Origin of the sequence: Pseudomonas sp. FP1740 (assembly GCF_030687165.1) — a bacterium.
Lineage (GTDB): Bacteria > Pseudomonadota > Gammaproteobacteria > Pseudomonadales > Pseudomonadaceae > Aquipseudomonas.
Window position 1 is genome coordinate 858,149 of the sequence record NZ_CP117461.1, and the last position, 21,438, is coordinate 879,586.

Annotated in this window: 19 protein-coding genes and 2 tRNA genes; 20 read left to right on the forward strand and 1 reads right to left on the reverse strand. The window is 58.0% G+C overall.

What is annotated here, in order from left to right; genetic code table 11:
• Nucleotides 1–282: 282 nt before the first annotated feature.
• The 6 genes from dnaJ (at nt 283) to PSH69_RS03735 (ending at nt 7,864) form a co-directional block, all read left to right on the forward strand.
• Nucleotides 283–1,407: a molecular chaperone DnaJ gene (gene dnaJ / locus PSH69_RS03710; RefSeq protein WP_305411094.1), complete on the forward strand. Its 1,125-nt coding sequence runs from the start codon at nt 283–285 to the stop codon at nt 1,405–1,407.
• Between the two features lie 9 nt (nt 1,408–1,416).
• On the forward strand, nt 1,417–2,223 hold the full coding sequence (gene dapB / locus PSH69_RS03715; RefSeq protein WP_305411095.1) for a 4-hydroxy-tetrahydrodipicolinate reductase: 807 nt from the start codon (nt 1,417–1,419) through the stop codon (nt 2,221–2,223).
• Between the two features lie 259 nt (nt 2,224–2,482).
• Complete coding sequence (carA, locus tag PSH69_RS03720) at nt 2,483–3,619, forward strand: glutamine-hydrolyzing carbamoyl-phosphate synthase small subunit (RefSeq protein WP_019651073.1); 1,137 nt, start codon at nt 2,483–2,485, stop codon at nt 3,617–3,619.
• Nucleotides 3,620–3,736: 117 nt separating this feature from the next.
• Complete coding sequence (gene carB, locus PSH69_RS03725) at nt 3,737–6,958, forward strand: carbamoyl-phosphate synthase large subunit (RefSeq protein WP_305411096.1); 3,222 nt, start codon at nt 3,737–3,739, stop codon at nt 6,956–6,958.
• The gene (greA, locus tag PSH69_RS03730) at nt 6,955–7,431 is read left to right on the forward strand and encodes a transcription elongation factor GreA (RefSeq protein ID WP_018929481.1); all 477 of its coding nucleotides are present in this window, start codon (nt 6,955–6,957) and stop codon (nt 7,429–7,431) included. The genes carB and greA overlap by 4 nt, the downstream gene beginning before the upstream one ends.
• Nucleotides 7,432–7,459: 28 nt before the next feature.
• On the forward strand, nt 7,460–7,864 hold the full coding sequence (locus tag PSH69_RS03735) for an MFS transporter (RefSeq protein ID WP_305411097.1): 405 nt from the start codon (nt 7,460–7,462) through the stop codon (nt 7,862–7,864).
• A 9-nt stretch (nt 7,865–7,873) separates the two neighbouring features.
• Here PSH69_RS03735 and PSH69_RS03740 read toward each other — a convergent pair whose 3' ends face one another.
• Nucleotides 7,874–8,182, reverse strand: a complete 309-nt coding sequence (locus PSH69_RS03740; protein WP_007900503.1) for a YhbY family RNA-binding protein — start codon at nt 8,180–8,182, stop codon at nt 7,874–7,876.
• 101 nt (nt 8,183–8,283) lie between these two features.
• Between PSH69_RS03740 and rlmE the strand changes: the two genes are divergently transcribed.
• The 14 genes from rlmE to rpsO all read left to right on the forward strand — a co-directional run bounded on the left by rlmE (nt 8,284) and on the right by rpsO (nt 21,273).
• Nucleotides 8,284–8,913: a 23S rRNA (uridine(2552)-2'-O)-methyltransferase RlmE gene (rlmE, locus tag PSH69_RS03745; RefSeq protein ID WP_007933535.1), complete on the forward strand. Its 630-nt coding sequence runs from the start codon at nt 8,284–8,286 to the stop codon at nt 8,911–8,913.
• A gap of 202 nt (nt 8,914–9,115) precedes the next feature.
• Nucleotides 9,116–11,026, forward strand: coding sequence for an ATP-dependent zinc metalloprotease FtsH (gene ftsH, locus PSH69_RS03750; RefSeq protein ID WP_018929483.1), 1,911 nt, complete (start codon nt 9,116–9,118; stop codon nt 11,024–11,026).
• Between the two features lie 8 nt (nt 11,027–11,034).
• On the forward strand, nt 11,035–11,886 hold the full coding sequence (gene folP, locus PSH69_RS03755) for a dihydropteroate synthase (protein ID WP_305411098.1): 852 nt from the start codon (nt 11,035–11,037) through the stop codon (nt 11,884–11,886).
• A 16-nt stretch (nt 11,887–11,902) separates the two neighbouring features.
• Nucleotides 11,903–13,240 carry a phosphoglucosamine mutase gene (glmM, locus tag PSH69_RS03760; protein ID WP_018929485.1) on the forward strand — a complete coding sequence of 446 codons (1,338 nt, stop codon included), beginning with the start codon at nt 11,903–11,905 and terminating at the stop codon, nt 13,238–13,240.
• A 66-nt stretch (nt 13,241–13,306) separates the two neighbouring features.
• Nucleotides 13,307–14,062 (forward strand): triose-phosphate isomerase, encoded by a 756-nt coding sequence (tpiA, locus tag PSH69_RS03765; RefSeq protein WP_305411099.1) that lies wholly within the window; start codon nt 13,307–13,309, stop codon nt 14,060–14,062.
• A 4-nt stretch (nt 14,063–14,066) separates the two neighbouring features.
• The gene (secG, locus tag PSH69_RS03770; RefSeq protein ID WP_018929487.1) at nt 14,067–14,450 is read left to right on the forward strand and encodes a preprotein translocase subunit SecG; all 384 of its coding nucleotides are present in this window, start codon (nt 14,067–14,069) and stop codon (nt 14,448–14,450) included.
• Between the two features lie 22 nt (nt 14,451–14,472).
• A tRNA-Leu gene (locus tag PSH69_RS03775) sits at nt 14,473–14,558 on the forward strand.
• Between the two features lie 96 nt (nt 14,559–14,654).
• A tRNA-Met gene (locus PSH69_RS03780) sits at nt 14,655–14,731 on the forward strand.
• Nucleotides 14,732–14,869: 138 nt separating this feature from the next.
• Nucleotides 14,870–15,328: a ribosome maturation factor RimP gene (rimP, locus tag PSH69_RS03785; RefSeq protein WP_007973115.1), complete on the forward strand. Its 459-nt coding sequence runs from the start codon at nt 14,870–14,872 to the stop codon at nt 15,326–15,328.
• Between the two features lie 47 nt (nt 15,329–15,375).
• A complete protein-coding gene (nusA, locus tag PSH69_RS03790; protein WP_105340009.1) occupies nt 15,376–16,857 on the forward strand; it encodes a transcription termination factor NusA in 1,482 nt (493 codons plus the stop codon).
• A 27-nt stretch (nt 16,858–16,884) separates the two neighbouring features.
• Complete coding sequence (infB, locus tag PSH69_RS03795; protein WP_019582451.1) at nt 16,885–19,404, forward strand: translation initiation factor IF-2; 2,520 nt, start codon at nt 16,885–16,887, stop codon at nt 19,402–19,404.
• A gap of 159 nt (nt 19,405–19,563) precedes the next feature.
• Nucleotides 19,564–19,965 carry a 30S ribosome-binding factor RbfA gene (gene rbfA / locus PSH69_RS03800; RefSeq protein WP_007900467.1) on the forward strand — a complete coding sequence of 134 codons (402 nt, stop codon included), beginning with the start codon at nt 19,564–19,566 and terminating at the stop codon, nt 19,963–19,965.
• Between the two features lie 3 nt (nt 19,966–19,968).
• Nucleotides 19,969–20,886 carry a tRNA pseudouridine(55) synthase TruB gene (gene truB / locus PSH69_RS03805; RefSeq protein ID WP_007933551.1) on the forward strand — a complete coding sequence of 306 codons (918 nt, stop codon included), beginning with the start codon at nt 19,969–19,971 and terminating at the stop codon, nt 20,884–20,886.
• A gap of 117 nt (nt 20,887–21,003) precedes the next feature.
• Nucleotides 21,004–21,273 carry a 30S ribosomal protein S15 gene (gene rpsO, locus PSH69_RS03810; protein ID WP_011332409.1) on the forward strand — a complete coding sequence of 90 codons (270 nt, stop codon included), beginning with the start codon at nt 21,004–21,006 and terminating at the stop codon, nt 21,271–21,273.
• Nucleotides 21,274–21,438 lie beyond the last annotated feature (165 nt).

Genomic DNA, 21,438 nt, shown 5'->3' on the forward strand with positions numbered 1-21,438 from the left:
GTTGACTGCCTTCAGGCGGTGACTGGTAGGATGTCGCCGCGCGGGAGCTTGCTCCCGCGTTGGCGTGTCTGGAGTTAGTGAATTTTTACAGCATGCGACAACGCTCGGGTGCTGGCGGTATGGCCGGGAATGCTCCTGCTTTTCGAGCCGAAGGTACCGCATCGAATCAAAGACCAGGATCGTTGAATTGACGTGAGTTGGGTCCGGGCCTGTATTGGGGCTCAACGAGTTTGACGAGGCTCAGGAGAGGTTTGTCGGACGTCCTTAAGAGTGCAAAGACTTATGGCAAAGCGTGACTATTACGAAGTATTGGGTGTCGAGCGTGGCTCAAGCGAAGCAGACCTGAAAAAGGCCTACCGCCGCCTGGCGATGAAGCACCACCCGGACCGTAATCCCGATGACAAAGCGTCGGAAGATATGTTCAAGGAGGCCAACGAGGCCTACGAAGTGCTGTCCGATTCCAGCAAGCGCGCGGCCTATGACCAATACGGTCATGCTGGTGTCGACCCGAGCATGGGTGGCGGCGGTGCCGGTTTTGGTGGCCAGAACTTCTCCGATATCTTTGGCGATGTCTTCAGTGACTTCTTCGGTGGCGGTCGCGGCGGCTCCCGTGGCGGCGCTCAGCGCGGCAGCGACCTGCGTTACACGCTGGAGTTGAACCTGGAAGAAGCGGTGCGCGGCACAACCGTGAATATCCGCGTTCCGACACTGGTCAACTGCAAGCCGTGTGATGGCTCGGGCGCCAAGAAAGGCTCCTCGCCGGTCACCTGCCCGACGTGTGGCGGTATCGGTCAGGTACGCATGCAGCAAGGCTTCTTCTCGGTGCAGCAGACCTGCCCGCGTTGCCATGGCCAGGGCAAGATCATTTCCGATCCTTGCGATTCCTGCCACGGCGAAGGTCGTGTCGAAGAGTACAAGACGCTTTCCGTCAAAGTGCCGGCCGGTGTCGATACCGGTGACCGTATTCGTCTGTCCGGCGAAGGCGAAGCAGGCGCGCAGGGTGGTCCGACCGGCGATCTGTACGTGGTGATCAATGTGCGAGAGCACGCGATCTTCCAGCGTGACGGCAAACACCTGTTCTGCGAAGTGCCGATCAGCTTCGTCGACGCGGCGTTGGGCGGCGAGCTGGAGATTCCGACTCTGGATGGTCGAGTCAAGCTGAGGATCCCTGAGGGGACTCAGACCGGCAAGCAGTTCCGTGTTCGCGGCAAGGGTGTTGCGCCGGTGCGCGGTGGCGGTGCTGGTGACCTGATGTGCCGTGTGGCGGTCGAAACCCCGGTCAACCTGGGGCGTCGTCAGCGCGAACTGCTGGAAGAGTTCCGTAGCTCCCTGGCCGATGACAATAGTCATTCGCCGAAAACCACCGGTTGGTTCGAAGGCGTGAAGCGCTTCTTCGGCGATTTGTAAGGAGTGAGCATGCGACGTATAGCTGTGATGGGCGCCGCCGGCCGCATGGGCAAGATCCTGGTCGAGGCGGTGCAGCAGCGCGCGCCGCTGACCGGTCTGACCGCCGCCATCGTGCGCCCCGGCAGTACGCTGATTGGCGTGGATGCCGGCGAGCTGGCCTCGTTGGGGCGTATTGGTGTGCCGCTGTCCGGTAGTCTGGATTCGGTGGCCGATGAGTTCGACGTGCTGATCGACTTCACGCTCCCGGAAGTCATGCTGAAAAACCTGGCTTTCTGCCGTAAGGCGGGCAAGGCCATGGTGATCGGCACGACGGGACTGGACGCCGCGCAGAAGCAGTTGTTGGCCGAGGCGGGCAAGGATATTCCTATCGTGTTCGCGGCCAATTTCAGCGTCGGTGTAAACCTGTCGCTGAAGCTGCTCGACATGGCGGCTCGTGTGTTGGGTGATGATGCGGATATCGAAATCATCGAGGCTCACCATCGGCACAAAATTGATGCCCCTTCAGGTACGGCACTGCGTATGGGTGAAGTAATCGCCAATGCGCTGGATCGTGATCTGGAGAAGGTTGCGGTCTATGGGCGTGAAGGTCACACCGGTGTGCGCGAGCGTGAAACGATCGGCTTTGCGACTGTTCGCGGTGGTGATGTGGTCGGTGATCATACGGTGCTGTTCGCCTGCGAGGGCGAGCGACTGGAAATCACGCACAAGGCATCCAGTCGTATGACCTTCGCCAAGGGCGCGGTACGTGCGGCTTTGTGGCTGGACGGTCGTGAGCCAGGCCTTTACGACATGCAAGACGTGCTCGACCTGCGTTAAGATGCAGCCGAAACCGGGTTCAAACATAGCCTTTGAGCCCGGTTTTAAACCGCCAAGCGACGTCCTGTCGCATTCTCCGGCCTTTAGGGCTCATTGGCGGTAGACCAAAAATGCCTTTTTCTGTAAGCTACAGCTTTAGTGTGTCCACTAAAAGCGCGCAGAATAATTCGATGAAGAAGCGGGGTGACGTGTCCATACGTCACTCCGCTTTTTTACAACCTGCGATCGCCCTTTCAGGCTTTATTTACGGGAGGTCTTCTTGACTAAGCCAGCCATACTCGCCCTTGCTGATGGCAGCATTTTTCGCGGCGAAGCCATTGGAGCCGACGGTCAAACCGTTGGTGAGGTGGTGTTCAACACCGCAATGACCGGCTATCAGGAAATCCTTACCGATCCTTCCTACGCCCAACAGATCGTTACCCTGACTTACCCGCACATCGGCAACACCGGCACCACGCCGGAAGACGCCGAGTCCGATCGCGTCTGGTCCGCTGGCCTGGTCATCCGTGACCTGCCACTGGTTGCGAGCAACTGGCGCAACACGATGTCTTTGTCCGACTACCTGAAAGCCAACAATGTCGTGGCAATCGCTGGTATCGACACTCGCCGTCTGACACGCATCCTGCGTGAGAAAGGCGCGCAGAACGGCTGCATCATGGCCGGTGACAACATCTCCGAAGCCGCTGCCATCGCCGCCGCCCAGGGCTTCCCTGGCCTCAAAGGCATGGACCTGGCGAAAGTCGTCAGCACCAAAGAGAAGTACGAGTGGCGCTCGACTGTCTGGGACTTGAAGACCGACAGCCACGCGACCATCGACGCTTCCGATCTGCCATACCACGTGGTTGCCTACGATTACGGCGTCAAGCTGAACATCCTGCGCATGCTGGTCGAGCGCGGTTGCCGCGTGACTGTGGTGCCAGCTCAAACGCCGGCGGCTGACGTTCTGGCTCTGAAGCCGGACGGCGTGTTCCTGTCCAACGGCCCGGGTGACCCTGAGCCATGCGACTACGCGATCCAGGCCATTAAAGACGTGCTGGAAACCGAGATCCCGGTATTCGGTATCTGCCTCGGCCACCAACTGCTGGCTCTGGCCTCCGGTGCCAAGACCCTGAAAATGGGCCACGGCCACCACGGTGCCAACCACCCGGTTCAGGATCTGGACAGCGGTGTGGTGATGATCACCAGCCAGAACCACGGTTTTGCGGTAGACGAAGCGACCCTGCCAGGCAACGTTCGGGCGATCCACAAATCGCTGTTCGACGGCACCCTGCAAGGCATCGAGCGTACCGACAAGAGCGCCTTCAGCTTCCAGGGTCACCCTGAAGCCAGCCCTGGCCCGAACGACGTAGCGCCACTGTTTGATCGCTTCATCAACGAAATGGCCAAGCGACGCTAATCGCTCGCCCTGATGTGGCGAAGCCTGGGGGCGGTCCCGAAACCGGCGGCCCCCTCAAGGCTTCAGAGATTGAACAAGACGGCTTGCCGACTGACCTGCGGATTTGAGTGACAACCCATGCCAAAACGTACAGACATTAAAAGCATCCTGATTCTCGGCGCTGGCCCGATCGTGATCGGCCAGGCCTGCGAATTCGACTACTCCGGCGCCCAGGCCTGTAAAGCCCTGCGCGAGGAGGGTTACCGCGTCATCCTGGTGAACTCCAACCCGGCGACCATCATGACCGACCCGGCCATGGCCGACGCCACCTACATCGAACCGATCAAGTGGCAGACCGTTGCCAAGATCATCGAGAAAGAGCGTCCGGACGCACTGCTGCCGACCATGGGTGGCCAGACTGCCCTGAACTGCGCCCTGGACCTGGAGCGCGAAGGCGTTCTGGAGAAGTTCGGCGTAGAGATGATCGGCGCCAACGCTGACACCATCGACAAGGCTGAAGACCGTTCGCGCTTCGACAAGGCGATGAAATCCATCGGTCTGGACTGCCCGCGTTCGGGTATCGCCCACAGCATGGAAGAGGCCAACGCGGTTCTCGATCGTCTGGGCTTCCCGTGCATCATTCGTCCGTCCTTCACCATGGGCGGCACCGGTGGCGGTATCGCTTACAACCGTGAAGAGTTCGAAGAAATCTGCGCCCGCGGTCTGGACCTGTCGCCGACCAAAGAACTGCTGATCGACGAATCGCTGATCGGCTGGAAAGAATACGAGATGGAAGTTGTCCGCGATAAAAAGGACAACTGCATCATCGTCTGCTCCATCGAAAACTTCGACCCGATGGGCGTGCACACCGGTGACTCGATCACGGTTGCACCCGCACAGACCCTGACCGACAAGGAATACCAGATCCTGCGTAACGCCTCCCTGGCGGTACTGCGCGAGATCGGCGTGGAAACCGGCGGCTCCAACGTCCAGTTCGGCATCTGCCCGAACACTGGCCGCATGGTGGTCATCGAGATGAACCCGCGGGTATCCCGTTCCTCGGCCCTGGCATCGAAAGCCACCGGTTTCCCGATCGCCAAGGTCGCGGCGAAGCTGGCCGTCGGTTACACCCTTGACGAGCTGTCGAACGACATCACCGGCGGCAAGACTCCGGCGTCCTTCGAGCCGTCCATCGACTACGTCGTCACCAAACTGCCACGCTTTGCCTTCGAGAAATTCTCGAAAGCCGACGCACGCCTGACCACTCAAATGAAGTCGGTCGGTGAAGTCATGGCCATCGGCCGGACCTTCCAGGAGTCCCTGCAGAAAGCTCTGCGCGGGCTTGAAGTGGGTGTTTGCGGCCTGGACGAGAAGCTCGACCTGAGCAACCCGGAAAGCATGAGCATCCTCAAGCGCGAACTGACCGTGCCGGGTGCCGAGCGTATCTGGTACGTGGCTGACGCGTTCCGCGCGGGCCTGTCGGTCGAAGACATCTTCGGCATGAACATGATCGACCCGTGGTTCCTGGTGCAGATCGAAGATCTGATCAAGGAAGAAGAGAAGGTCAAGACCCTGGGTCTGTCCGCTATCGACCGCGACCTGATGTTCCGCCTCAAGCGTAAAGGCTTCTCCGATCAACGTCTGGCCAAGCTGTTGGGCGTCACCGAGAAGAACCTGCGTACCCATCGTCACAAGCTGGAAGTGTTCCCGGTCTACAAGCGCGTCGACACCTGCGCCGCCGAGTTCGCCACCGACACCGCGTACCTGTACTCGACTTACGAGGAAGAGTGCGAAGCCGCGCCGTCGGGTCGCGACAAGATCATGATCCTGGGTGGCGGTCCAAACCGCATCGGCCAGGGCATCGAGTTCGACTATTGCTGCGTACACGCAGCACTGGCCCTGCGCGATGACGGGTACGAGACCATCATGGTCAACTGCAACCCGGAAACCGTTTCCACCGACTACGACACCTCCGATCGTCTGTACTTCGAACCAGTGACCCTGGAAGACGTGCTGGAAATCGTCCGCGTCGAGAAGCCAAAGGGCGTGATCGTTCAGTACGGCGGTCAGACCCCGCTGAAACTGGCCCGTGCCCTGGAAGCCGCCGGCGTGCCGATCATCGGCACTAGCCCTGACGCCATCGACCGCGCCGAAGACCGTGAGCGCTTCCAGCAGATGGTTGAGCGTCTGAACCTGCGTCAGCCGCCTAACGCCACCGTGCGCAGTGAAGATGAAGCGATTCGTGCCGCCGCCAAAATCGGTTACCCGCTGGTGGTTCGTCCGTCCTACGTACTGGGCGGCCGTGCGATGGAAATCGTTTACGAAGAAGAAGAACTCAAGCGCTACCTGCGTGAAGCGGTTCAAGTGTCCAACGACAGCCCGGTGCTGCTGGACCACTTCCTCAACTGCGCAATCGAAATGGACGTGGATGCGGTCTGCGACGGCACCGACGTGGTGATCGGCGCGATCATGCAGCACATTGAGCAGGCCGGCGTTCACTCCGGTGACTCCGCGTGCTCCCTGCCGCCGTACTCGCTGCCTGCACATATCCAGGACGAGATGCGCGAACAGGTCAAGAAAATGGCCCTGGAACTGGGCGTTGTCGGCCTGATGAACGTTCAGTTGGCGCTGCAAGGCGAAGACATCTACGTCATCGAAGTCAACCCGCGCGCATCCCGTACCGTACCGTTCGTCTCCAAGTGCATCGGTGTGTCCCTGGCGATGATCGCGGCTCGCGTGATGGCCGGTAAAACCCTGAAGGAAATCGGTTTCACCAAAGAAATCATTCCGAACTTCTACAGCGTGAAAGAGGCAGTGTTCCCATTCGCCAAATTTCCTGGCGTGGACCCGATCCTGGGCCCAGAGATGAAGTCCACCGGTGAAGTAATGGGCGTGGGCGACACCTTCGGCGAAGCCTTTGCCAAAGCCCAGATGGGCGCCAGTGAAGTGCTGCCAACCGGCGGTACCGCGTTCATCAGCGTGCGCGACGATGACAAGCCGCTGGTTGCAGGCGTGGCCCGTGATCTGATCAACTTGGGCTTCGAAGTGGTCGCCACTGCCGGTACTGCCAAGCTGATCGAAGCCGCAGGCTTGAAAGTGCGTCGTGTGAACAAGGTGACCGAGGGTCGTCCGCACGTGGTCGACATGATCAAGAATGACGAAGTCACTCTGATCATCAACACCACCGAAGGTCGTCAGTCGATCGCTGATTCCTACTCCATTCGTCGTAATGCCTTGCAGCACAAGATCTACTGCACCACTACTATTGCTGCTGGCGAAGCTATCTGCGAAGCGCTGAAGTTCGGTCCCGAGAAGACCGTGCGCCGCTTGCAGGATCTACACGCAGGATTGAAGGCATGATCAAATACCCAATGACCGTCAAGGGCGCTAAAGCCCTGGAAGAAGAACACGCTCATCTGACCAAGGTCGTTCGTCCGAAACTCAGTCAGGACATCGGTACGGCCCGCGAGTTGGGTGACTTGAAGGAAAACGCCGAATACCACGCTGCTCGCGAGCAGCAGGGGATGGTCGAGGCGCGGATTCGTGACATTGAAGGCCGCATGCAAAACGCTGTGGTCATCGACGTAACGACCATCGAGCACACCGGCAAGGTGATTTTCGGCACCACCGTCGAAATCGCCAACGTCGAGACCGATGAAAGCGTGACTTACCAGATCGTTGGTGAGGATGAAGCAGACATCAAGCTCGGCAAGATCTCCGTCGGTTCGCCGATCGCCCGTGCCTTGATCGCCAAGGAAGAGGGTGATGTGGTGGCGGTCAAAACGCCGGGTGGCGTTATCGAGTATGAGATTGTCGAAGTTCGCCACATCTGAAAGAAGGCGCCCGCTACGTGCGGGTGCCATGCTTTGGCAGCTGACCCAGATGCTCTGGGTTGGCGGCTTGTGGTTGTTGCACATCGGTCTGCTGCCGGTGCTGGGGCAAATAGGCCTGGCGCCGCTGCTGATCGACGAAATTGCAGGTGCGCTGAATACGCTGATGGTGGGATTCGCCACAGCGAGTGTGATTTTTCAGGCTTTGGTGCTGGTACAGGCCGAGGGCCTTGCCAGTCTATGGCGGGATATGCGAGGGCAACTGCTGCTGATGGCGCTGTATGGGTGTGCGATGTATTTCGCAGTACGCTTCGGTTGGCCGCAGGCGCTGCATTGGCAGTTGTTCAGCTATCTTGTCCTGGGCTTTTCCGGGCTGGTGCTGGTGATGCAGCCGGTGCCTGGATGGAGTGTCAGGGTGCGCGAAGCACACCCTTGACCCTTGCCATCACTTGAAGCGATGGACGTTCGACAGCTGCTTGTTGACGCTGAAGTTCTTGCGATAAATCAGTGCCATCTTGCCGATGACCTGAACCAGATCGGCTTTGCCGGCCTTGCAGAGTTCTGCAATGGCTGCTAGGCGCGATTCGCGATCGAGGATGTTGAGCTTGATTTTGATCAGCTCGTGATCCGCCAAAGCGCGTTCAAGTTCGGCTAACACACCTTCAGTCAAACCGTTGTCAGCCACAATCAAAACTGGTTTCAGATGGTGGCCAATGGACTTGTACTGTTTCTTCTGCTCTTGAGTGAGCGGCATAATCTGACCCTTTCGTCTGGATTCTGTAAAATGGCGGCCATTTTACCCGAGGGCTCGTGGATCCGCCCAATTAATCACGACCCTTATCATCGAGGTGCCCAATGGCGCGTTCCAAGACAAGCCTTGGTTGGCTGAAAAGACATGTCAACGATCCCTATGTGAAGCAGGCGCAGAAGGATGGCTACCGCTCGCGTGCGAGTTACAAACTTCTGGAGGTCCAGGAGAAATACAAGCTGATCCGTCCCGGCATGAGCGTTGTCGACCTGGGTGCGGCGCCCGGGGGGTGGTCGCAGGTGACTAGCCGTCTGATTGGTGGTCAGGGGCGTCTGATCGCCTCGGACATTCTGGAAATGGACAGCATTCCGGACGTGACTTTCATTCAGGGGGACTTCACCGAGGACGAAGTGCTCACGCGGATCCTTGAAGCTGTGGGTAATTCGCAGGTGGACCTTGTGATTTCCGATATGGCCCCCAATATGAGTGGTACGCCTGAAGTGGACATGCCAAAAGCCATGTTTCTTTGCGAGCTGGCGCTTGATTTGGCGGAACGGATACTCAAGCCGGGTGGTAATTTTGTGATCAAGATTTTTCAGGGCGAAGGGTTTGATGTTTACCTGAAGGATGCTCGTCGGAAATTCGACAAGATCCAGATGATCAAGCCAGACTCTTCCCGTGACAGTTCCCGCGAGCAATACATGCTGGCTTGGGGTTACCGCGGGCGTAGTGAGTAAAACGAGGTTTTTTGGCGGGGTGATAGGTTTTTCATATTTCGCCCCGCGTGCATTAGCGAATATCGTGTAGAAAGTGTTTCACAAAGGGTTACAGACGGCGCCTGCCAGAGCCGTAGGTAATGTAGTAAGTTAGGCCGGTGAATATCATGCGAAGCGCGCGCCATTAGCGGAGCTTGCTTCAGAGGGTAGTTAATTGAACGATATGGCAAAGAATCTGATCCTGTGGTTGATCATCGCGGCTGTCCTGGTGACGGTGATGAACAACTTCTCCAGCCCTAACGAGCCGCAGACCCTCAACTATTCCGACTTCATCCAGCAGGTCAAGGATGGCAAGGTCGAGCGCGTAGCGGTTGATGGCTACGTGATTACCGGCAAGCGCAACGATGGCGACAGCTTCAAGACCATTCGTCCGGCAATCCAGGACAACGGTCTGATCGGCGACCTCGTGGATAACCACGTTGTGGTCGAAGGCAAGCAGCCTGAGCAGCAAAGCATCTGGACTCAACTCCTGGTCGCAAGCTTCCCGATCCTGGTGATCATCGCCGTCTTCATGTTTTTCATGCGGCAGATGCAGGGCGGTGCCGGTGGCAAGGGCGGGCCGATGAGTTTCGGCAAGAGCAAGGCGCGCCTGCTCTCCGAAGATCAGGTGAAAACCACCCTGGCTGACGTTGCAGGTTGTGACGAAGCCAAGGAAGAGGTCGGCGAGCTGGTCGAGTTCCTGCGTGATCCGGGCAAGTTCCAGCGCCTGGGCGGTCGCATTCCTCGCGGCGTGCTGATGGTTGGTCCTCCGGGTACCGGTAAAACCTTGCTGGCCAAGGCGATTGCCGGCGAAGCCAAAGTACCGTTCTTTACTATTTCCGGTTCCGATTTCGTTGAAATGTTCGTCGGCGTCGGTGCCAGCCGTGTCCGTGACATGTTCGAGCAGGCGAAGAAGCATGCGCCATGCATCATCTTCATCGATGAAATCGACGCCGTCGGTCGCCACCGTGGTGCCGGCATGGGTGGTGGTCACGATGAGCGCGAGCAGACCCTCAACCAGTTGCTGGTAGAGATGGACGGCTTCGAAATGAATGACGGCATCATCGTCATCGCCGCGACCAACCGTCCGGACGTACTGGACCCTGCGTTGCTGCGTCCGGGCCGCTTCGACCGTCAGGTCGTGGTTGGCCTGCCCGACATCCGTGGTCGCGAGCAGATTCTCAAAGTCCACATGCGCAAAGTGCCGATGGGTGACGACGTCGCTCCGGCCGTGATCGCTCGTGGTACGCCTGGTTTCTCCGGTGCTGACCTGGCCAACTTGGTGAACGAGGCTTCGTTGTTTGCGGCTCGTGCCGGCAAGCGCATCGTCGAGATGAAAGAGTTCGAACTGGCTAAAGACAAGATCATGATGGGTGCCGAGCGCAAATCCATGGTCATGTCCGAGAAAGAGAAGCAGAACACTGCTTATCACGAAGCCGGCCACGCTATCGTCGGTCGCGTCGTGCCTGAGCATGATCCGGTCTACAAGGTGTCGATCATTCCGCGCGGTCGCGCACTTGGTGTGACCATGTTCCTGCCGGAAGAAGATCGCTACAGCCTGTCCAAGCGTGCACTGATCAGCCAGATCTGCTCGCTGTACGGCGGTCGTATCGCTGAAGAGATGACCCTGGGCTTCGATGGCGTCACCACCGGTGCGTCCAACGACATCATGCGTGCCAGCCAGATAGCACGAAACATGGTGACCAAGTGGGGGTTGTCGGAAAAACTCGGTCCATTGATGTACGCCGAAGAAGAGGGCGAAGTGTTCCTCGGTCGTGGCGGCGGTGGTCAGCATGCCAGTTTCTCTGGCGAGACGGCCAAGCTGATCGACTCCGAAGTGCGCAGCATCATTGACCAGTGCTACGGCACGGCCAAGCAGATCCTCACGGATAACCGTGACAAGCTTGATGCGATGGCGGATGCCTTGATGAAGTACGAGACGATCGATGCCGATCAGATCGATGACATCATGGCGGGTCGTACGCCTCGCGAACCTCGCGACTGGTCTGGCGGCAACGACACTTCCGGCACGCCTCCGGTGGTGCAGGATGGGCGTCCGGAAACACCTATCGGCGGCCCGGCTGCTGACGTTTAAGGTTTGAAATGACTTCTGTTCAGTCCTCGACCCGGTTGCCTTGCGGCAACCGGGTTCTTGATTTGGCCCAGACGCATGTCATGGGCATTCTCAATGTCACTCCCGATTCCTTTTCCGATGGCGGCCGATACAGCCAGCTGGACGCGGCCCTGCGCCACGCCGGGGCGATGGTGGCGGCCGGTGCGACGCTGATCGACGTCGGTGGTGAATCGACTCGGCCCGGTGCCAGGGCCGTTTCGCCGCTTGAAGAGCTCGAGCGCGTAGCGCCTATCGTTGAGCGCATCAGTCGCGAACTGGATGTGATTATTTCGGTCGATACCTCCACGCCTGCCGTCATGCGTGAAACCGCAAGGCTGGGGGCAGGGTTGATCAATGACGTGCGCTCGTTGCGTCGAGATGGTGCTCTGGATGCAGCGGCGGCCACCGGTTTGCCGGTGTGCCTGATGCATATGCTTGGTGAGCCGGGCGACATGCAGGACAACCCTCAGTACCAGGATGTTACGAAAGAGGTCGGCGAGTTTCTTGCCGAGCGCATGGTTCAGTGTGCATCGGTAGGTATCCCTGCTGAGCGGATTATTCTTGATCCGGGCTTCGGCTTCGCGAAAACCCTGCAGCACAATCTAAGTTTGTTTAAGCATATGGAGGCCCTGCATGCCTTGGGGCGGCCTCTGTTGGTCGGTGTTTCGCGAAAGAGCATGATCGGCCAGGCCTTGAATCGACCTGTGGGAGAGCGTCTGCATGGTGGTCTGGCACTTGCGGCGCTGGCTTCGGTCAAAGGTGCGCGTATATTGCGCGTCCATGATGTAGCGGAAACGGTCGACGTAGTGCGGATGATTGCCGCCGTAGAATCAGCTGAATAAGAAAGATGGAGTACTTATGAGTAAGAAATACTTTGGCACCGACGGCATTCGTGGTCGGGTCGGTCAATACCCGATCACTCCTGATTTCATGCTCAAGCTTGGCTGGGCGGCAGGCATGGCATTTCGCAGCATGGGCGCCTGCAAGGTGCTCGTGGGCAAGGACACCCGTATCTCCGGTTACATGTTCGAGTCGGCGCTTGAGGCTGGGCTGACCTCGGCCGGTGCTGATGTGATGCTGTTGGGGCCAATGCCGACTCCGGCCATCGCCTATTTGACACGGACCTTTCATGCCGAAGCCGGCATCGTGATCAGCGCTTCGCATAACCCTCATGACGACAACGGCATCAAGTTTTTCTCTGGTAAGGGCACCAAACTGCCGGATGAAGTCGAGCTGATGATCGAAGAGCTGCTAGACACCCCGATGACCGTGGTTGAGTCGAGCAAGATCGGCAAAGTGTCGCGAATCAACGATGCCTCGGGCCGTTATATCGAATTCTGCAAGAGTAGCGTTCCTACCGGCACCAGTTTTGCCGGCCTGAAAATCGTGCTCGATTGTGCTCATGGTGCGACTTATAAAGTGGCGCCTAGCGTGTTCCGTGAGTTGGGGGCTGATGTCGTTGTGCTTTCTGCCCATCCTAACGGCCTGAACATCAATGATAATTGCGGTTCGACCCATATGGCGCCGCTGCAAGCCGCCGTACTGGCCGAGCGCGCCGATTTGGGTATTGCCTTCGACGGTGACGGTGATCGGGTACAAATGGTTGATCACACCGGTGCTGTTGTCGATGGTGATGAGTTGCTGTTCATCATCGCGCGTGACCTGCAAGAGCGGGGCAAGTTGCAGGGCGGTGTGGTTGGTACGCTGATGAGTAACCTGGGGCTGGAGTTGGCCCTGGCGGATCTGGCGATTCCTTTTGTACGGGCCAACGTTGGTGACCGTTACGTCATCTCCGAGTTGCTGGAGCGCGATTGGCTGGTGGGCGGTGAAAACTCGGGGCACATTGTCTGCTTCAGTCACACCACTACCGGTGATGCGATCATTGCTGCATTGCAGGTCTTGATGGCGCTGAAACGGCGCGCAGAAGGCCTGGCTCAGTCGCGTCAGGCGTTGCGCAAGTGCCCTCAGGTGTTGATCAATGTGCGGTTTGGCGGTGGTGTGAGCCCGCTCGAGCATCCGACTGTCAAGGAGGCCAGTGATCGTGTCACTCAAGCGATGGCGGGCCGTGGGCGCGTGTTGTTGCGCAAGTCCGGGACAGAGCCGCTGGTGCGTGTCATGGTCGAAGGCGAGGACGAAACGCAGGTTCGCGATTACGCCGAAGAGCTGGCAAAACTGGTAACTGAAGTTTCTGCCTGATTTCGGCTTGCCAGCCATGATTGTGTTGGGTAACATCTGCGCCCACTTTGACCGACGAGGTACAGCATGCGTCGCCCTATGGTAGCTGGTAACTGGAAGATGCACGGTACCCGCGCCAGCGTCGCTGAGCTGATCGACGGCCTTCGTCATCTGGCCTTGCCGAGCGGTGTTGATGTCGCGGTGTTCCCGCCTTGCTTGTATATCAATCAAGTGATTGATGGTTTGCAAGGGGAGTCGATTTCGGTCGGCGCGCAGAACTCTGCGATTGAATCCGGGCAGGGTGCGTTGACAGGTGAGATTTCGCCGAGTCAGTTAGTGGATGCAGGTTGTTCCCTGGTGCTTGTCGGGCACTCCGAGCGCCGCCAGATAATGGGCGAGCTCGACGGGGCGCTGAATCGCAAATTTGCGGCAGCACAGGCGTGTGGCTTGATTCCGGTGTTGTGTGTAGGGGAAACCCTCGAGCAGCGCGAAGCTGGAAAAACTCTTGAGGTTGTCGGGCGTCAGCTAGGCAGCATCATCGAGGAGCTGGGTGTTGGTGCTTTTGCAAAGGCAGTAATCGCTTACGAGCCGGTCTGGGCCATTGGCACCGGGCTGACTGCTTCGCCGCAACAAGCGCAGGATGTGCACGCAGCCATTCGCGCCCAGTTGGCGGCAGAGAATTCTGAAGTCGCACAAGGTGTGCGGCTTCTATACGGCGGCAGCGTGAAGGCGGCCAATGCGGCCGAACTGTTCGGCATGCCGGATATCGATGGGGGGCTCATTGGTGGGGCCTCCCTGAATGCAGATGAGTTCGGTGCGATTTGTCGCGCCGCGGGAAACTGAAAAAATGCTGGAAACAGTCGTAGTCGTTTTTCATCTGCTGGGTGCGTTGGGCGTAGTTGCTCTTGTATTGCTGCAGCAGGGTAAAGGTGCGGACGCTGGTGCATCTTTCGGAGCAGGTGCTTCAAATACTGTGTTCGGAAGCCAAGGTACCTCTACCTTTCTTAGTAAGTTTACTGCTATACTTGCCGCCGGTTTCTTCATGACCAGCTTGGGGTTAGGTTACTTTGCTAAAGAGAAAGCTCACCAGCTGACTCAGGTAGGTTTGCCAAACCCAGCAGTGTTGGAAGTTCCAAAGCAAAAACCGGCTTCTGATGATGTCCCGGTGCTTCAAGAGCAAAAGTCGGCTACTCCAGCGACTGACGTGCCTCCAGCTCAAGAGCAGAAGTAAGAAGAGTTTCAAACGTAGTATTGCCGAGGTGGTGGAATTGGTAGACACGCAACCTTGAGGTGGTTGTGCCCATAGGGTGTAGGGGTTCGAGTCCCCTTCTCGGTACCAATTATCAGGAGAGCCCGCTGTTGCGGGCTTTCTTGTAGGTGGAAGGTTACATTGACCCTGTCAGGGATCGGTCGTATACTTCCGCCCCAGCTTTGTCGCGGGGTGGAGCAGTCTGGTAGCTCGTCGGGCTCATAACCCGAAGGTCGTCGGTTCAAATCCGGCCCCCGCAACCAGTTTAAGGAGCCCCTTTTCAGGGGCTTTTTGTTAGCTGGACACTTTCAACGCCGCTATTCGGCGGCGTTTCAAGGATGGGCGTTTCGCCCATTTTTTTATTTTGCATAGCATGCACATACATGCACGAGGGGGTTCAGGTGTCGAGCAAGCTAGAAGAGTTGCAGGCCTTGCTGGCCCCGGTGGTCGTGGCCCTAGGCTATGAATGCTGGGGTATTGAGTTTTCGGCTCAAGGTCGCCACTCAATGTTGCGCGTTTATATCGATAAAGAAGGCGGCGTGCTGGTGGACGATTGTGCCATCGTCAGTCGCCAGATCAGCGGTGTGCTGGATGTTGAAGATCCAATCTCCGTTGAGTACACCCTTGAAGTTTCCTCGCCTGGCATGGAACGCCCACTGTTCACTCTTGAGCAGTTTGCAAAATTTGCCGGTGAACAAGTGAAGATCAAGCTGCGCTCGCCTTTTGAAGGTCGACGCAACTTTCAGGGCCTTCTGCGCGGTGTAGAAGAGCAGGACGTCGTGGTGCAGGTTGAAGACCATGAGTTCCTGTTGCCGATCGATATGATCGACAAGGCCAACATTATTCCCAGTTTTGACTGAGACGCGGATCCCGCGGATCCAATGGCTTGCGAAAGGCGAGGCGTACGATGAGCAAAGAAGTACTGCTGGTTGTTGAGTCGGTATCCAATGAAAAGGGCGTACCGGCAAACGTAATTTTTGAAGCGCTGGAGCTGGCTCTGGCCACTGCTACCAAAAAGCGTTTCGAGGACGAAGTCGATCTGCGTGTGGAAATCAATCGCCACACCGGTGCTTACGAGACATTCCGTCGCTGGACGGTCGTCGAAGAAGCAGATCTGGACGATCCGGCTATCGAAACCTGGCCGAGCAAGGTTGCGCAAACGCATCCTGGCGCCAAGGTCGGTGACATTGTCGAAGAAAAAATCGAATCCATCGAGTTCGGCCGCATTGCTGCACAGACTGCCAAGCAAGTCATCGTGCAGAAAGTTCGCGAAGCCGAGCGTGCTCAAGTCGTTGATGCCTATCGCGAGCGTCTGGGGGAAATCATCTCCGGCACCGTGAAGAAAGTCACCCGCGACAACGTGATCGTCGACCTGGGCAATAACGCAGAAGCGTTGCTGGCCCGTGAAGACATCATCTCTCGCGAAACCTTCCGGGTTGGCGTGCGCCTGCGTGCGCTGCTCAAGGAAATCCGCACCGAGAACCGCGGCCCGCAGCTGATCCTGTCGCGTACCGCGCCGGAAATGCTGATCGAGTTGTTCCGCATCGAAGTGCCGGAAATCGCTGAAGGCCTGATCGAAGTAATGGCTGCGTCCCGTGACCCGGGTTCGCGTGCCAAGATCGCGGTCCGCTCCAAAGACAAACGCATCGATCCGCAAGGCGCTTGCATCGGCATGCGCGGTTCGCGTGTCCAGGCAGTGTCCGGCGAGTTGGGCGGGGAGCGTGTGGACATCGTCCTGTGGGACGATAACCCTGCTCAGTTCGTGATCAATGCAATGTCGCCGGCTGAAGTGGCGGCAATTATCGTTGACGAAGATGCCCACGCAATGGACATCGCCGTTGGCGCAGACAATCTGGCTCAGGCCATCGGTCGCGGTGGTCAGAACGTGCGTCTGGCTAGCCAGTTGACTGGCTGGACCCTGAACGTGATGACCGAATCGGACATCCAGGCTAAGCAGCAAGCAGAAACCGGCGATATCCTGCGCAACTTCATCGACGAGCTGGAAGTCGACGAAGACCTGGCACAGGTGCTGGTAGATGAAGGTTTCACCAGCCTGGAAGAGATTGCCTACGTACCGTTGGAAGAAATGCTCAACATCGACGGCTTTGACGAAGAAACCGTCAACGAGCTTCGCGCTCGCGCCAAGGATCGTTTGTTGACCAAAGCCATCGCTACTGAGGAAAAGCTGGCAGACGCCCATCCGGCCGAAGACCTGCTCTCGCTTGAGGGCATGGACAAGGATTTGGCGATGGAACTGGCGGTGCGCGGCGTAATTACCCGCGAAGACCTGGCCGAGCAGTCTATTGACGACCTGCTCGACATCGACGGCATTGACGATGATCGTGCCGGCAAGTTGATCATGGCCGCCCGAGCCCACTGGTTCGAGTAATTAGGCGCGGCCTGAGGAGAGAAGTGCATGACGCAAGTCACGGTGAAACAACTGGCCGATGAGGTCAAAACACCGGTAGAGCGCCTGTTGCAGCAGATGCGTGAGGCAGGTCTGCCGCACACCGCCGCCGAAGAACATGTGACTGACAGTGAGAAGCAATCTTTGCTGACTCACTTGAAAAGCAGTCACAAGGCGAAAGTGGAAGAACCACGCAAGATCACGCTGCAGCGTAAAACCACCAGCACCCTGCGTGTTGCTGGCAGCAAAAGCATCAGCGTTGAAGTACGCAAGAAGAAAGTCTTCGTGCAGCGCAGCCCGGAAGAAATCGAAGCCGAGCGCAAACGCGAACTGGAAGAACGTCGCGCAGTAGAAAATGCTGCACGTCAGAAGGCTGAAGAAGAAGCCAAGCGTCGCGCCGAAGAAGAAGCGCGTCGCCAGCCTGCTGCTGCGCAAACCGCTCCTGTCGAAGCTGTCGCAGCGCCTGTAGCAGTTGCCGAACCTGTGCGTGAAAGCGCCCCGGTCGTGGCCGCCGCACCTGCAGCCGACACTCGCAAACGCGACGAACAGCGTCGTCCGGACAAACCACGTGCCGACGATAGCAATCGTCGTGGCAGTGGCGATGGCGAGCGCAAAAACGCTCCGCATCGTGCTTCGGTCAAGGAAAAAGCGCCTGCTCCACGCGTTGCCCCACGTACTACCGACGAAGAAAGCGATGGCTTCCGTCGTGGTGGTCGCGGCAAGGCCAAGCTGAAGAAACGCAACGCCCACGGTTTCCAGAGCCCAACCGGCCCTGTTGTGCGCGAAGTGAAGATCGGCGAGACCATCACTGTTGGCGATCTTGCCCAGCAGATGTCGGTCAAGGCTGCTGAAATCATCAAGTTCATGTTCAAACTGGGTACCCCAGCGACCATCAACCAGGTACTGGATCAGGAAACTGCCCAACTGGTTGCCGAAGAGCTGGGCCACAAAGTGACCCTGGTCAGCGACACTGCCCTGGAAGATTCCTTGGCCGAGTCCCTGAAGTTTGAAGGTGAGACGTTCTCCCGTGCACCGGTTGTGACCGTAATGGGTCACGTTGACCACGGTAAGACCTCGCTGCTCGACTACATCCGTCGTGCCAAGGTAGCTGCTGGCGAAGCCGGTGGTATCACCCAGCACATCGGTGCGTACCACGTTGAAACCGAACGCGGCATGGTCACCTTCCTCGACACCCCTGGTCACGCCGCGTTTACCGCCATGCGTGCCCGTGGTGCCAAGGCGACCGACATCGTGATCCTGGTGGTTGCAGCGGACGACGGCGTAATGCCGCAGACCGTTGAAGCTGTTCAGCACGCTCAGGCGGCTGGCGTACCTCTGGTTGTCGCAGTGAACAAAATCGACAAGCCGGGCGCCGATCTTGATCGCATCCGTAGCGAATTGTCGGTTCACGGCGTGACTTCGGAAGAGTGGGGCGGCGACACCCCGTTCGTTTCGGTTTCGGCGAAAGTCGGTACCGGCGTGGACGAGTTGCTCGAAGCTGTTCTGCTGCAAGCTGAAGTTCTGGAACTGAAAGCAACCCCATCGGCCCCTGGTCGTGGTGTTGTGGTTGAATCGCGTCTCGACAAAGGTCGTGGCCCGGTTGCTACCGTTCTGGTTCAAGACGGTACCCTGCGCCAGGGCGACATGGTGCTGGTCGGTTCGAACTATGGCCGCGTTCGCGCCATGCTCGACGAGAACGGCAAGCCAATCAAGGAAGCCGGTCCTTCGATCCCTGTCGAGATCCTCGGCCTGGACGGTACTCCGGACGCTGGCGACGAGATGAGCGTAGTTGCTGACGAGAAGAAAGCCCGTGAAGTGGCTCTGTTCCGTCAAGGCAAGTTCCGCGAAGTCAAACTGGCCCGTGCTCACGCCGGCAAGCTTGAAAACATCTTCGAGAACATGGGTCAGGAAGAGAAGAAGACGCTCAACATCGTCCTCAAATCCGACGTCCGTGGTTCGCTGGAAGCGTTGAACGGTGCCTTGAATGGCCTGGGTAACGACGAAGTGCAAGTGCGTGTGGTCGGTGGCGGTGTCGGTGGTATCACCGAATCCGACGCCAACCTGGCACTGGCCTCCAACGCTGTACTGTTCGGCTTCAACGTGCGTGCCGATGCCGGCGCTCGCAAGATCGTCGAGCAGGAAGGTCTGGATATGCGTTACTACAACGTGATCTACGACATCATCGAAGACGTCAAGAAAGCCCTTACCGGTATGCTGGGCAGCGATGTTCGCGAGAACATCCTGGGTACCGCTGAAGTGCGTGACGTGTTCCGTTCGCCGAAGTTTGGCGCGATCGCCGGTTGCATGGTTATCGAAGGTGTTGTTCACCGTAACCGTCCAATCCGTGTACTGCGTGAAGACATCGTTATCTTCGAAGGCGAGCTGGAATCCCTGCGCCGCTTCAAGGATGACGCTTCCGAAGTACGTGCCGGCATGGAATGCGGTATCGGCGTGAAGAGCTACAACGACGTCAAAGTCGGTGACAAGATCGAAGTCTTCGAGAAGGTTCAGGTTGCTCGCAGCCTCTAACTCGCGCACTTCAAGAGCCGTGATGGCCAGCCGCATGCAATTGCGCGGCACATCAGTCGGACTCTAAACGCAACGCCCGGTCTGGCTTTTGTCAGGCCGGGCGTTTGCCGCTTTCAGACCCTTCGGGTTTCACCGTGGGGCAGTAACAGGTAACAAAACATGGCAAAAGAATATAGCCGTACCCAACGTATCGGCGATCAGATGCAGCGTGAGCTGGCACAGCTGATCCGTCGTGAAGTCAAAGACCCGCGCGTCGGGCTGGTCACCATTACCGCTGTTGAAGTCAGCCGTGACGTCGGTCACGCCAAGATCTTCATCACCGTGATGGGGCAGGACAGCCGCGACGATATCGCGCAAAGCATCAAGGTGCTCAACTCCGCCGCCGGTTTCCTGCGCATGCAGTTGGCTCGCGAGATGAAATTGCGCAGCGTTCCACAGTTGCACTTCCATTACGACGAAAGTGTCGTGCGTGGTGCGCACCTGTCGGCCCTGATCGAACGCGCGGTGGCTGAAGACAATCAGCACCCGGTAGCGGCTGAACCCGAAGACGCCAAGGAGTAATCGGTGGCTCAGGTCAAACGTATCCGTCGTAACGTCAGCGGTATCATCCTGCTCGACAAGCCGTTGGGGTTCACTTCCAACGCGGCGTTGCAGAAGGTCCGCTGGTTGCTCAATGCCGAGAAGGCCGGGCACACCGGCAGTCTCGATCCGCTGGCCACTGGCGTGTTGCCGTTGTGCTTCGGCGAGGCCACCAAGTTCTCGCAATACCTGCTCGATTCCGACAAAGGTTATGAAACCCTGGCGCAACTGGGCAAGACCACCACCACGGCGGATGCCGAAGGTGAGGTTTTGCTGGAACGTCCGGTGACCGTTGGTCGTGCCGATATCGAAGCTGTGCTGCCGAAATTTCGTGGGCAAATCAGTCAGATACCGCCGATGTACTCGGCACTCAAGCGCGATGGGCAGCCGCTGTACAAGCTGGCCCGTGCAGGTGAAGTAGTGGAGCGCGAACCGCGTTCTGTTACTATTGCGCGCTTGGAATTACTGGCCTTTGAGGGTGATACTGCGCGGCTTGCGGTGGATTGCAGCAAAGGCACCTATATCCGTACCCTGGTGGAGGATATCGGTGAGCAACTCGGTTGTGGCGCTTACGTGGCTGAATTGCGACGTACCCAGGCCGGGCCTTTCACGCTTGCACAGACCGTCACTCTGGAAGAGCTGGAAGCGGTACATGCCGAAGGCGGCAACGAAGCGGTCGACCGCTTCCTGATGCCATCGGACAGCGGCCTGCTGGATTGGCCACTGTTGCAGTTCTCGGAAGCGAGCGCGTTCTACTGGCTCAACGGCCAGCCGGTACGTGCCCCGGATGCACCGAAATTTGGCATGGTACGGGTACAGGATCACAATGGTCGCTTCATCGGTATCGGTGAAGTGAGCGAAGACGGGCGCATCGCGCCACGTCGACTGATTCGGTCAGAATGACCGAACGAGGGTGGCTGTTAACAGGCACGGTCACTACTCATTTTTAGATACAGGGATTTGTCCCTGGCCTGTTGAAACTGTTTTTCTGAAACAGTTTCCTGATAAAAGGATTGCCTCATGGCTCTCGACGTTCAAGAAAAAGCTCAAATCGTAGCTGACTACCAGCAAGCTGTTGGTGACACTGGTTCGCCAGAAGTGCAAGTTGCACTGCTGACCGCCAACATCAACAAACTGCAAGGTCACTTCAAGGCCAACGGTAAAGATCACCACTCCCGTCGTGGTCTGATCCGCATGGTTAACCAGCGTCGTAAGCTGCTGGACTACCTGAAAGGCAAGGACGTGAGCCGTTACAGCGCTCTGATCGCTCGCCTGGGTCTGCGTCGCTAATAAGCGATTGCGCTAGAGGTTGGTTGTTTGCTGTGTGCCAGCGGGTTTCCCGCAGGTACATGGCAGGCTCCCAGCCTCAAGTTTTATCTGGACAATAGTTTTACCCTGGACAATGACAGTCGGGCCGATTCCCGGCGTTGCCCACGAATTTCGCAAGAAGACAAG

What these genes read in the sequence shown, in the direction of transcription:
- ftsH (WP_018929483.1), top strand. Translation starts at nt 9,116, where the DNA reads ATGGCAAAGAATCTGATCCTGTGGTTGATCATCGCGGCTGTCCTGGTG.
- tpiA (WP_305411099.1), top strand. Translation starts at nt 13,307, where the DNA reads ATGCGTCGCCCTATGGTAGCTGGTAACTGGAAGATGCACGGTACCCGC.
- nusA (WP_105340009.1), top strand. Translation starts at nt 15,376, where the DNA reads ATGAGCAAAGAAGTACTGCTGGTTGTTGAGTCGGTATCCAATGAAAAG.
- dapB (WP_305411095.1), top strand. Translation starts at nt 1,417, where the DNA reads ATGCGACGTATAGCTGTGATGGGCGCCGCCGGCCGCATGGGCAAGATC.
- glmM (WP_018929485.1), top strand. Translation starts at nt 11,903, where the DNA reads ATGAGTAAGAAATACTTTGGCACCGACGGCATTCGTGGTCGGGTCGGT.
- dnaJ (WP_305411094.1), top strand. Translation starts at nt 283, where the DNA reads ATGGCAAAGCGTGACTATTACGAAGTATTGGGTGTCGAGCGTGGCTCA.
- PSH69_RS03740 (WP_007900503.1), bottom strand. Translation starts at nt 8,182, where the DNA reads ATGCCGCTCACTCAAGAGCAGAAGAAACAGTACAAGTCCATTGGCCAC.
- rlmE (WP_007933535.1), top strand. Translation starts at nt 8,284, where the DNA reads ATGGCGCGTTCCAAGACAAGCCTTGGTTGGCTGAAAAGACATGTCAAC.
- rpsO (WP_011332409.1), top strand. Translation starts at nt 21,004, where the DNA reads ATGGCTCTCGACGTTCAAGAAAAAGCTCAAATCGTAGCTGACTACCAG.
- PSH69_RS03735 (WP_305411097.1), top strand. Translation starts at nt 7,460, where the DNA reads ATGCTTTGGCAGCTGACCCAGATGCTCTGGGTTGGCGGCTTGTGGTTG.
- carB (WP_305411096.1), top strand. Translation starts at nt 3,737, where the DNA reads ATGCCAAAACGTACAGACATTAAAAGCATCCTGATTCTCGGCGCTGGC.
- folP (WP_305411098.1), top strand. Translation starts at nt 11,035, where the DNA reads ATGACTTCTGTTCAGTCCTCGACCCGGTTGCCTTGCGGCAACCGGGTT.
- greA (WP_018929481.1), top strand. Translation starts at nt 6,955, where the DNA reads ATGATCAAATACCCAATGACCGTCAAGGGCGCTAAAGCCCTGGAAGAA.
- infB (WP_019582451.1), top strand. Translation starts at nt 16,885, where the DNA reads ATGACGCAAGTCACGGTGAAACAACTGGCCGATGAGGTCAAAACACCG.
- secG (WP_018929487.1), top strand. Translation starts at nt 14,067, where the DNA reads ATGCTGGAAACAGTCGTAGTCGTTTTTCATCTGCTGGGTGCGTTGGGC.
- rbfA (WP_007900467.1), top strand. Translation starts at nt 19,564, where the DNA reads ATGGCAAAAGAATATAGCCGTACCCAACGTATCGGCGATCAGATGCAG.